The sequence below is a fragment of the Nitrospirae bacterium CG2_30_53_67 genome, assembly GCA_001873285.1.
In the GTDB taxonomy this organism is placed as follows: Bacteria; CG2-30-53-67; CG2-30-53-67; order CG2-30-53-67; family CG2-30-53-67; genus CG2-30-53-67.
Genome location: MNYV01000178.1, coordinates 1 through 10471 on the forward strand (window position 1 = coordinate 1; position 10471 = coordinate 10471).

General features: G+C 50.2%; 12 protein-coding genes. 2 read left to right on the top strand and 10 right to left on the bottom strand.

Annotation, left to right across the window (positions count from 1 at the left end; genetic code table 11):
• Nucleotides 1–145 precede the first annotated feature (145 nt).
• Nucleotides 146–1333, bottom strand: a complete 1188-nt coding sequence (locus AUK29_11045) for a transcription termination factor Rho (protein OIP60729.1) — start codon at nucleotides 1331–1333, stop codon at nucleotides 146–148.
• 901 nt (nucleotides 1334–2234) lie between these two features.
• On the opposite strand from AUK29_11045, the gene AUK29_11050 reads away from it, so the two are divergent.
• The gene (locus tag AUK29_11050) at nucleotides 2235–2780 is read left to right on the top strand and encodes a hypothetical protein (protein OIP60719.1); all 546 of its coding nucleotides are present in this window, start codon (nucleotides 2235–2237) and stop codon (nucleotides 2778–2780) included.
• Nucleotides 2781–2871: 91 nt separating this feature from the next.
• Nucleotides 2872–3204: a 4a-hydroxytetrahydrobiopterin dehydratase gene (locus AUK29_11055; GenBank protein OIP60720.1), complete on the top strand. Its 333-nt coding sequence runs from the start codon at nucleotides 2872–2874 to the stop codon at nucleotides 3202–3204.
• Between the two features lie 6 nt (nucleotides 3205–3210).
• Here AUK29_11055 and AUK29_11060 read toward each other — a convergent pair whose 3' ends face one another.
• From AUK29_11060 to AUK29_11100, 9 genes are all read right to left on the bottom strand, one after another.
• Nucleotides 3211–3741: a hypothetical protein gene (locus tag AUK29_11060; GenBank protein ID OIP60721.1), complete on the bottom strand. Its 531-nt coding sequence runs from the start codon at nucleotides 3739–3741 to the stop codon at nucleotides 3211–3213.
• 22 nt (nucleotides 3742–3763) lie between these two features.
• A complete protein-coding gene (locus tag AUK29_11065) occupies nucleotides 3764–4159 on the bottom strand; it encodes a hypothetical protein (GenBank protein ID OIP60722.1) in 396 nt (131 codons plus the stop codon).
• Between the two features lie 18 nt (nucleotides 4160–4177).
• Entirely contained in the window at nucleotides 4178–6445 is a 2268-nt protein-coding gene (locus AUK29_11070; GenBank protein ID OIP60723.1) for a hypothetical protein, read from the bottom strand.
• A gap of 57 nt (nucleotides 6446–6502) precedes the next feature.
• On the bottom strand, nucleotides 6503–6745 hold the full coding sequence (locus AUK29_11075; protein ID OIP60730.1) for a hypothetical protein: 243 nt from the start codon (nucleotides 6743–6745) through the stop codon (nucleotides 6503–6505).
• A gap of 401 nt (nucleotides 6746–7146) precedes the next feature.
• On the bottom strand, nucleotides 7147–7824 hold the full coding sequence (locus AUK29_11080) for a hypothetical protein (GenBank protein OIP60724.1): 678 nt from the start codon (nucleotides 7822–7824) through the stop codon (nucleotides 7147–7149).
• A 218-nt stretch (nucleotides 7825–8042) separates the two neighbouring features.
• Nucleotides 8043–8498, bottom strand: coding sequence for a hypothetical protein (locus AUK29_11085; protein ID OIP60725.1), 456 nt, complete (start codon nucleotides 8496–8498; stop codon nucleotides 8043–8045).
• Nucleotides 8499–8665: 167 nt separating this feature from the next.
• Nucleotides 8666–9088 carry a hypothetical protein gene (locus AUK29_11090; protein OIP60726.1) on the bottom strand — a complete coding sequence of 141 codons (423 nt, stop codon included), beginning with the start codon at nucleotides 9086–9088 and terminating at the stop codon, nucleotides 8666–8668.
• 352 nt (nucleotides 9089–9440) lie between these two features.
• Entirely contained in the window at nucleotides 9441–9683 is a 243-nt protein-coding gene (locus tag AUK29_11095; protein OIP60727.1) for an AbrB family transcriptional regulator, read from the bottom strand.
• A gap of 60 nt (nucleotides 9684–9743) precedes the next feature.
• Nucleotides 9744–10226 carry a hypothetical protein gene (locus tag AUK29_11100; protein OIP60728.1) on the bottom strand — a complete coding sequence of 161 codons (483 nt, stop codon included), beginning with the start codon at nucleotides 10224–10226 and terminating at the stop codon, nucleotides 9744–9746.
• Nucleotides 10227–10471 lie beyond the last annotated feature (245 nt).

The window sequence follows — 10471 nt, forward strand, 5'->3', positions numbered from 1 at the left end:
GGAATGCTTCGGAGAGGTGAAATAGCAGAAATACAAAAATCTGAATCTGCTCTGAGGTTGGTTATCAGTCCTCGTTGGTTCAGTTTATTTACTCGACCGGCCTCGCATGGCTTCGCGGGGCCGGCAGGACGGTATGTAGCAGGGCTTACTGGTTCATGGAGGCCAGGAAATCCTTGTTGCTTTTGGTCCCTTTGAGTTTGTCGAGCAGGAACTCCATGCTTTCCACGGTCCCCATGGGGTGCAGGAGTTTCCGTAAGACCCAGATCCGGTTCAGGTCGTCCTTGTCGATCAAGAGCTCTTCTTTCCGGGTCCCGGAGCGGGCGATGTCGATGGCCGGGAAGATGCGTCTTTCCAGAAGCTTCCTCTCGAGATGGATCTCCATGTTTCCTGTTCCCTTGAATTCTTCGTAGATGATGTCGTCCATCCGGCTTCCCGTGTCGATCAGGGCTGTGGCAATAATAGTCAGGCTCCCTCCGTCTTCAATGTTCCGGGCCGCGCCGAAGAAGCGTTTGGGCTTATGAAGGGCGTTGGAGTCCACGCCTCCTGAAAGGATCTTCCCGCTGGAGGGGACGACCGTATTATAGGCGCGCGCCAAACGGGTGATGCTGTCGAGGAGGATGATCACATCCCTTTTATGCTCGACCAGCCGCTTTGCTTTTTCGATGACCATCTCCGCCACCTGCACATGCCGCTGGGCGGGTTCATCAAAGGTGGAACTCACCACTTCCCCGTGGACACTCCGTTCCATATCCGTGACTTCTTCCGGACGTTCGTCGATCAGGAGGACGATCAGGACGCATTCCGGGTGGTTCTTGGTGATGGAGTTGGCGATGTTCTGCAGGAGCATGGTTTTGCCGGCCTTGGGCGGGGAGACAATCAGCCCGCGCTGTCCTTTGCCGATGGGGGCCAGGAGGTCGACGACCCGGGTTGAATATTCTTCAGGTGTCCGCTCCATGACCATCCTCTCCTGGGGATAGAGAGGGGTCAGGTTGTCAAAGAGGATCTTATCCTTGGCCTTTTCCGGGTCTTCATAGTTGACCGCCTCCACCTTGAGGAGAGCGAAGTAGCGCTCTGTCTCTTTGGGAGGACGGATCTGGCCGGAAATGGTGTCACCGGTCTTCAGATTGAACCGCCTGATCTGGGAAGGGGAGACATAGATGTCATCCGGACCCGGTAGGTAGTTGTAATCCGGGGCTCTGAGAAAGCCGAAGCCGTCAGGGAGGGTCTCCAGGACCCCTTCTCCGAAGATAAACCCGCTTTTTTCCGTCTGGGCCTGAAGTATGGCGAAAATCAGTTCCTGTTTTCTCATGCCGCTGGCGCCTTCGACGCCCATATCCCTGGCCAGCTTGCTCAAATCGGAGATGCTTTTTTCCTTGAGTTCGGAAATGTTGAGGCTGTTTTCATTAAAGACGATATCTCTGGTCGTACCGTTAGCGTTTCTTGCGCCGTTTTCTGAGGGTTCAGGTGATGATCCGTTCATCTCCGGTCCAGGGACTGATGGGCTGGCTTCGGATTGATTCTCTTTCTCCTCATCCGTTTCAGGAACAGCCTTTGTCCTTTTGCGTACGCCCTTTTCTTTGGTTGTCATACCAGTTCCTCCCTTTCCTTTCTTTTTATGCGTCTTTCCGACCGGATTGACGAATTGTTATGATCGCTACGATCCATGACTTCTATCCGTTTTCTGCAATGGTATGCAAGACGCTTTTCTAAAAATGTTTGTAATGATAAACGGCCCTTGTTTTTTGCCATCAGATGCCGGTAAAACGGCTGAAAGGCTCATGGTGCTGTTGCGGAACGATCATGTGGGTGTTATGAAACCTCTTTGGGTTGAATGGTTAGTTTTTATCCTGAAGAAATTATAGAATCTGGTATCGTATCTTTTCCAGGTATGTTTAAATTTACTATAAACTAACGGCGAGAGGTTGTCAATATTTTTTTTCAATGATGTGTTAGCAAAGGGAAAATGTCCCCTTGATCTGCTTTAGAATTTCTATATCGGGATTCGGGATCAGTTTTAATCTTGACAGAGCCGTTTAGGATTGGTAAACTGAAAAAAACAATCAGAAGAGAACTTTAAATCTGGAGAAAAGTTTAAAGAAATGTTAGTTAAAGAAATAAAAGCCTTATTTATAGCAATTTGTCTTGTTTTTTGGGCTAATGCACAAGTTTTTTCAACCGATATTCCAAAATCCAATAAGAGTTCCCCGGCTGTCTCCTTTTATCATCCATCGGGGATGAATGGTTTCATCATTTATGATGTGAATCCGAGCATGCATAAAGACGGATTGGGATATCGAAACAAAAGCCTCAGTTTTTCTTCCCCCTTGGGATTGCCGGTGACGGTCGAGGTGGAGGGATATAGTGTCTCAAACAGGTCTGATGATCCGCAGGAAATCTTTCAGGATACGGAGAGCAATTATCTGGAGATTTTTTCCATTCAGCATGCCCTGAACTATGGAACAAGAAGTTCGCTCTCTCCCAAGAATGCGGATTCCTCGGACATTACCATGGTTGTGGCGAGCGCAAATTATCAGGCCACGGACCGGCTCGCCGCTAAATTATCGACCGGCGTCTCTCAGACCATCAATGAAAAGATCGGTTCGGCCTCTTCCCTCGGTTACGAGCTGGACATCACCGGTCTTTATGAGATTGCTCCAGGCCTCTCTTTTTCCGTCGGGGCCGGATACGCCACGAACCTGGATTCCTTCAAGGATTCTTACCAGATCCAGGATGGAAAACGGACCTTTTCTCTCATCTCCAAACTCCGTCTGAAATTCTGAATCCAACAAAGGCGCCTTTGAATAACCGGCTCGACGAATGCATGGATTGTTTTCTAAAGCAGGATCGTTCGAGCATTGAAGGGAGGCGGATATGATCTGTGATCTGGCAAGCAAGGAGTGTGTCCCCTGCAAGGGAGGTGTGCCTCCTCTAAAGGGCCAGGAACTAAAATCCTTATGGGATACGCTGGGCAACCATTGGCAGGTGATCGATGAACGTTATCTGGAGAAAGAATATAAGTTTAAAAACTTCCGGGAAGCCCTCGACTTCACAAACAAGGTCGGAGAACTGGCAGAAGCCCAGGGCCATCATCCGGACATCACCCTTTCCTGGGGAAAGGTCAAGCTCATGGTCTGGACACACAAGATCAACGGCCTGACAGAGAGTGATTTCATCTTCGCGGCCAAGTCAGACCGTCTGCCGTAATCCTGATCAGTATTCGATCCCTTCACGAGCGGGCAACCCGCTGGTCTCGGCCGGATGCTTGATCTTTTTCATTTCAGTGACATAGTCGGCCTTCTCAAGCACACGCGAGTCGGCGCCCCTTCCGGTGAGGACCATCTCGATGTTTTGGGGTTTGCTTTCCATCAGGGTCAGCAGGGCATCCACAGGTAATAAACCCTGGGCCGTACAGTTGTTGATCTCATCGAGGATCACCAGGTCGAAATCCCCCTGAAGAATCAGACGCTCTGCTTTAGCAAAGTCCTTCCGGACGGTTTCGGCAAGGATCTTCGGATCCACGGCCGGATCAAAAAGCGGGTGGACCTCTTTAAACCGCATGACCTCCATACCGAGAAGCTGTCTTTTCCCGGCCGTGATCTCCCCGGATTCGGCGCCGCCTCCTTTGAGAAACTGGACAAAGAGCACACGCCTGCCGTGGCCCACGCACCGCGCGGCAAGACCGAAAGCCGCCGTGGTCTTCCCCTTGCCGTCGCCGGTATAGACATGGATCATCCCGCGCATAAACCCTCCGTATCCTGAATATTCATCCCTGCCTGATCTCATATTCAAGCACGGGCTCGTGGGCCAGGGTATGGTGTATGGTGCATCCCTTGCATACGGCAAGGATCTGATCGTGTTTTTCGTCCGGGAACCCGGGGGGGAGGTGAATGATGGTCTTGATCTTGCTGACGCGGTAAGGGTTTTTTTCAAAACCCCAGTCGGCCTCTACACGAAGACCCTGGGCCGGGATATGGTTCCGTTCCATGTAGTGGGCGGCATAGTAGGCCACGCAGCCGGAAAGCGAGGCGATAAAGAGTTCCACCGGGCTCATACCGAGATTGGTCCCGCCCCCCTTGACCGGCTGGTCGATGATCACCTGATGTTCTCCGGATTCGGCGACAAACCGGTACTGATCCTCCAAACGGACCACCATAGGCATATGCAATACTCCTTTAAATTAAAAATGAAATATCTTGTCCAGGGGCTTCAGGATCTCTTCCCCGCCGGGACCCAGCTTTTCTTTGATTTTCTCCTTGAGCTGCTCCTTCTTCTTTTCAATAACCTGCCGGGCCTGTCCTTTGATCAGGGCTTCCATGTCCACCATGACATTCGGCTTGGCCGTATTGCCGGTTACCTTAAAGGGGATGTACTTCCTTTTTTTCTCGTCGATCAGATAATAGCTGAACCTCTTTGTTTGGGATTCTCCGACCTGCCGGAGGATCATGCGCGCATTGAGATTCAGATCCTGCTTGATGAACCCGGTCTCTCCGTTGGCTGAAAATCCGTGATTCTTGGAGGTGATTGCGGCATCCTGAATTTGAATCTTGCCGGATCCGATGCGGAACGTCCCGAAGCACTCATCGAAGGGAGTCTGATCCCCTTGTGCGATCTGCATCCCTGCCATCTGCGCGAGTTCGGTCACAGGAAGGCCGAACTTGCCGCCGATGGCCGAGAAAATCTTTTCTTCCAGGTTCACATTTTTTAAAACCCCGTTGACCACCTTGAAATCACCTTGGCCGGTCAGGTTTTTTTCGAGATCCGCCTTGTCGAAGCCGGCGCCGGAGAGGTTCAGATGGGTGTCGAGCTCACCTTCGATCTTCTCTTTGCGCGCGGCAAAGCTTTCCTGGAGCTTTGCGAGATCGATACGGGAAGTCTGGACCTGAGCCTGAAACGGAGGATTGAGAGCGCCGAGGTCCGCTCTGATATTTCCTGATGCGGAACCCTGTTCTCCGAATCCCTTGACGGAAAAATCGGTGAGGCTGACGCGGTTTCCGCTCTTTTCGTAATTTCCCTTCAGGTCTGAGAAGGCGACATTTTCGATCGTGCCTTTTGCAATCTCTATCTTTCCTTTGAAGTCAATCTTCTCGGGCAATGGAGACCCGGCTGCCTTTTTAGGTTCGGCGGATGCAGCCGCCTCTGCAGAGATGGACGGCCATTGAGGAATTTTCTTTGCTTCAGGTTTGGCCGGGTTCTTTTTCTCCGGGAGTTTGATTGCAAGGTTCGGAGAAGACAAGTCCAGGGTCATCAGCATTTTCTCCTTGGGCTTGCCGGAGATGCTCCCCTTTGCCTTCAGGGAGCCGTCCAGACCCATGCCCGATAGGGCGGGAAAGATCTTGTCCCAGCCCGGCAAGGGGATGTCGCTGCTACTGATCAGCATGGAAAGTGAAGGGTCGCTCTGGAATTTCAATACTTCGCCTTTGATATCGAGCTTCGCGCGGTCCACGGTGAGGTCCGCTTTGCGGAATACGATCTTCTGGTCTTTCAGATGCAGGGAAAGGTCTTGTTCAAGGCTGATATTCAATCCTTGAACCAGAGGCTGGTTTTTTGCAGCATCATTCAAGGTCAGTGAATCCACCTTTGCGGCGCCGGAAATCTTCAGGCCTGAGGCGAGATTGCCCGAGAGGTCTGAAGTGACGGTCAACGTTCCATCCTGGATCATGACCGGAGGCTTGGGCCCCAGAAAATCCATGAGCCGTTTGACTGCGAACTTCCGGATCGCCATCTGGAGGGCAAGAGGCATGTTCTTCGTGTTGAGGTCCGCTCCTACAGGTCCGATGGTCCCCTTGATTTCGATGTCTTTGGCATCGCTGTTCACTCCGAAGGAAAGGGAGAAGGGGATCGGTTTTTCCAGGGAGACATCCTCGAGCACGAGATCAAGGCGCTGGATCCGAAGTCCTTTCTTCATGGACTCGGATCCTGCGTCATAATATGAAAGGGCCGCGTCGGAAATCCTGACCTGAGAGACGATCAGGCTGGTCAGGTCGGAAAGAGGGGACTTGGCCTCTGCCTCTTTTTTCTGTTCTACGGCCGGCGGCGCGGCCGCCTTTTTGCCGCTGATATCGCTGAAGTTGAAGACCCCGTCTTTGTTCTTTTCGATCAGAATGCTGGGCTTCATGAGAATCACCCGGTCCACCTCCAGCTTTTTTTTAAGGAGCGGGAGGAACCTGACCTTGACATCCATGTCCGAGATGGAGAGCATGGACTCATCACGAAACCCTTTGGCGTTGGAGAGCGACACATCGGTCAGACGCAGGCCGAGCCCGGTAAAGAGCGTCAGCCGGATGTCTCCCATTTTGATATCCCGGTTGATGACCTCTCCCGCCCTGGCCAGGATCTGATCCTTGTATTGATTCAGGAATACCGGTGATAGGGCGATGGCCGCTCCCATGATGACCACCAGGACTACGATGATGCCTGCGAGGATGATCAGGGTTTTTTTCATCATGGCTCCCCTCCTTTTGATGCCCCGCCGAGGTTACACCGGGCGGCAGGTCGTCCTTTTTTAATTGCCTTTGATCACTTCCACGTATTGCATTCTCAGGTCATAGAGGATGGATTCCATGAACTGAGCCTCCTCCGGGGTCAGGTTCCCCTTGGTCTTCTTCTCGATCATGGCGATGATATCAATGGTCTGCTTGGCAAGATCCAGGTTTTTTTCCCTGGTTTTTGTAACCGGGTTGGGGATAATCCCCATCTGCATCATGGCAGAACTGCTCAGGGAGAGGATAAAGAAATTGAAGTCGATCTCCGGGAGAGGAGATTTTTTATCTTGTGTTCCGGCTGCGGGTTCAGTTGTTTTTTCAGCCTGCTTCTCTTTTTTGGGTTCAGCCCCTTTCCCGGTTTGTACCGTTTCATCCTCTTGATCGAGGGATTTCCGCTTGTCCACGAATGAAAATCCCTTCTCCTTTTTTTCTTCTTCAGACATGGTCACTCCTCCTCGTCTGACTCGAAATGAATGGTTCTGATCCTTTTTGTCTTTTACGGGATGTGCCCCTCCGGTAAAAAAGTTGCTTCCTGAAGAAGCAATCCGGCCGGCGGCTGTGTGAGTCTAAAAGTATATAACATAGAAAAAGGGGTTCTGCAAGCAAAGGTATGATTTGAAGACGTGATCATTTGAGGCCGGGAATGCGGGGAAAAAACGGAGTTCTATATTTCCCCCTCTTTTTTAAGGAGAATCAGCTGGTTGAATACAAAACGCATGATGGCATCCCGGAGGCGGCCATGAATATTGTAAAACTCGATGCCGTATTCATACAGGAGGTCCTTCTTTGTTTTCTCGATGATCCCGCCCCGGACCACCCTTGAGGGGATATCATCAAGATCCATGTCCTGGTCGAGGCTGAAGAAGAGGAGGATCTCGCTTCCGATAGAAATTTCTTTTTCGGTTTCCACCAAGACCCCGCCGGCGCTGATGTTTTGGATCGTCCCGGGGAAGACGCCTTCAGGGTCATGGATGGACCCGCCGGGGATCCGGCAGGTGACTGGGATGTCCACAGCGACCCGAAAATATTTTCTTCTCTGGAGTCGGAGAATCTCTTTGGGGCAGGTGAGGATCATCTGGGAGGCATAGTCTCCCTGGTATCCTTCCACCTTGGATTCGAACCCGTATCTCTGGTCTTTATAGACATAGTAGATCCAGCAATGGGTCTCAGCCGGTGCGCATTTGGCGACCGGGGTGGCGACGGTGATGTGATCCTCCCCGATTCCTTGGACCCGGCTTGCATATTCCTCCAGGAAATCAGGATGGTCGAAGTCGATTTCGATCTGCTGTTTGACCTTGAGGAAAGACCGGATATCTTTAATGATCGTTGTATCGTCTTTCATCAATGAGATTCCCGTCCCTTCATCGTATCATGGCAGATAAGTGCGCTATGGTCATTAGATGCTCTGATCCCGGATGTTCTTCGTGATACGACATAAATGACTATAACGAACCTGAAGGAGCAAGTCAAGGAAAGGCGTCCTGGCATCCAGGCGAGAGATCAGGGTATGGAGAAATAACATTCCCTCATCGGAAGATGATCGAGAAGGACTGAAACGATTCAGAATGCGTAAAGGAGGCCCACCTGGTAGAAGATGAGCAGGATATAGATGAACAGAACCAGGTAAGTCAGACTGCGGACGAAGGTGAAGTTCTTGTGAAGGCATAGGATGATGACGCCTAATGAAGTAATGAAGAATTTATAGGGGAAAAAGGCGAGCGCCCCCTTTTCAATCAAGACCTGCATAATCGGGTTCAATTCCTTACCGCCGTGGGAGACATAGTTGTATGTGAATATCCCATCGAGCAGTGAGAGAATAATAATAAGGACAAGAACGGCAAAGAGCCACGGGCTATAAAGGTCCACGTAGTAATTGGATCGCGGGTCAGTGGTGCGCCGGTGTCCTTTTCTCCTTCCAAGAAGCGTATGCTTCCGGAAGAGATGCGTCGGTCTTTTCCTGCGGTCATCAGGGTTTTGACGCTTGTTCAGTCCTGTTGAATCCGGTATGGGTCCCATTTTTACCTCGTATTCTGTAATATTTGCAAATAACATGCCATATTTAACTGTTTATCGGCGTATTATTTAAAAATTAGGATAATTAAGTACTTTGGATAGATTCAGATATATGATTTGAAGGATTATCCTGAATTCTGCCCCTTTTCGTGGGTAAAATTTTTCACTTTTTAGGAAAAAAATTTCCCAAAATGGGAAAAATATTTCCTTTCGGTCAGGCCCCGCTTCTCCGGAGTTTGGGGTTCAGGCGGGAGGCTTTCTCGTGGATCCATGAGCGTCATTTCCCACCATGCCTTGGGTGTGGTCATACTGCAGGAGGACCCGCATTTCATGGGATCGTAGATCTTGATCCAGGAAGGGGCTTCCGGGGTATGCACGTAAATCCAGCCCGCGCCGTGTTTGCGGGACTTGATTTCCTCCGACCGATCCGAGAGGAAAAGAGAGGCTTCGCTTCCTTTGGAAAGAAAAAGGGATTTCATCCCTTTCTCCGGGGAATGGATATACCAAGGGCCGATCATTTTGATCTTCTCGATCAGTTCATCTACACGCTCCCATGTGAGGAGTCCTGTCAGCGGCCTTGAGTTATTGGACATTATTTATTACATATCACAAATAAGGCAGAAATTCAAGAACGGGCTTTTTATTTGAGAATGGTTTTGAGGCGTTTCATGACCGCCATATCGCTCTCTGTAACATTGAGCCCTGATTGCATGGTATACACAAACACCGAATCCTTGAGAACGATCTTCCCATCCTCTATTTTAGAACCTGTTCAGTCCAGTAGAAAAAAAGAGGGGCAGTCTTTGAGAGCCCGGTCGAACGTCGCTGTCACATCACATCCTTTGGCATGGTTCATCCTGCCGATAAGATAGTCGGCAAGATCAGCGCTTCCGTTTCTGTAATCGTGGATTGACTGGCGGACGATATCTTTAGATTCAATGTATATTATTTTCTCATGAACCGGCTCTTGATGGCTTTTGCCATCTCTTCTCCAGAGACGGCTTTCATGCCAGGCTTGTGCAATATACCCTCAAGCTCCTTGACATCCAGTGTCGCCGGTTCCAGAACGACTTTCCCGCTTTCTTCCACAATAAAATCAATCTTGTCGCCCGGCTGAAGCTTCAGATATTTTCTGATCTTTTTCGGTATGGTCGTCTGTCCCTTCACGGTCACGGTTGAAACAGCCATACATTTTCCTTTCAAATTTATTATTTTCTTACCTAATAGTAAGGAAAAAGATTACTTTTGTTAAGATCTTCTTCTGAGGTTCAAAAGCTCTGCTATGATTTTAACCACCACCTTCTTGACCCGTTCAGGCGTATCCCCGATGATCAGGGAGGGCATATGGGCGTCATGGGGAAAGAAGGCGGCAAACACGCCGGCGCACAGCTCCACGCGGGCCGGTCCCGGATAAGGGCGGCTGAAAAATTCCGCGTCCTTGGATTCATCGTACGGCATATCGGTTTTAAGTCCATGGACCGGGAACCACTCAATCCCTTCCCGGCCGAGAAGCACGGTTTGAACATCCACATATTTCCGGTGCGCCTCAAGCACAGCCGATCCGAGGTTGCGGGTTTCATAACTCATAATCCGTGCGAAGATTTCGTCCCCCTGCAGAGGGTACTCCCCTTCTTCAATATCGGGTGTCAGGGATATCAGAAAATCAAAGGCTTTGTTCCAGGCCGAACCCAGATGATAATATCTCCAGTGCCGCAGCTCATCAACGATCATATATTCTTCTCTCCAAATCAGATATATTGCATGGTCCGTCGCCTTTCCTCTCTATACTTACATTTTGCCTATCAACCATTTTGCAACGTAAGAAACAACGTCCCCAAGTCCCGCGCGTCCTCAAGTCCCGCCTTCGAGCTCAATTTTCCGTCTAATCGGGAGTTGCACTCTTTAATCAAACTGCAGGACTCATTCTTTTACATGTTTGTGAATTGAATTTTCAATTGCTTGAAACCAGTCTAAGG

Excerpts from the sequence above, each read along its gene's own strand:
- AUK29_11070 (OIP60723.1), bottom strand. The coding sequence starts at position 6,445 with ATGATGAAAAAAACCCTGATCATCCTCGCAGGCATCATCGTAGTCCTG.
- AUK29_11095 (OIP60727.1), bottom strand. The coding sequence starts at position 9,683 with ATGGCTGTTTCAACCGTGACCGTGAAGGGACAGACGACCATACCGAAA.
- AUK29_11100 (OIP60728.1), bottom strand. The coding sequence starts at position 10,226 with ATGATCGTTGATGAGCTGCGGCACTGGAGATATTATCATCTGGGTTCG.
- AUK29_11050 (OIP60719.1), top strand. The coding sequence starts at position 2,235 with ATGAATGGTTTCATCATTTATGATGTGAATCCGAGCATGCATAAAGAC.
- AUK29_11055 (OIP60720.1), top strand. The coding sequence starts at position 2,872 with ATGATCTGTGATCTGGCAAGCAAGGAGTGTGTCCCCTGCAAGGGAGGT.
- AUK29_11060 (OIP60721.1), bottom strand. The coding sequence starts at position 3,741 with ATGCGCGGGATGATCCATGTCTATACCGGCGACGGCAAGGGGAAGACC.
- AUK29_11080 (OIP60724.1), bottom strand. The coding sequence starts at position 7,824 with ATGAAAGACGATACAACGATCATTAAAGATATCCGGTCTTTCCTCAAG.
- AUK29_11090 (OIP60726.1), bottom strand. The coding sequence starts at position 9,088 with ATGTCCAATAACTCAAGGCCGCTGACAGGACTCCTCACATGGGAGCGT.
- AUK29_11085 (OIP60725.1), bottom strand. The coding sequence starts at position 8,498 with ATGGGACCCATACCGGATTCAACAGGACTGAACAAGCGTCAAAACCCT.
- AUK29_11045 (OIP60729.1), bottom strand. The coding sequence starts at position 1,333 with ATGGGCGTCGAAGGCGCCAGCGGCATGAGAAAACAGGAACTGATTTTC.
- AUK29_11065 (OIP60722.1), bottom strand. The coding sequence starts at position 4,159 with ATGCCTATGGTGGTCCGTTTGGAGGATCAGTACCGGTTTGTCGCCGAA.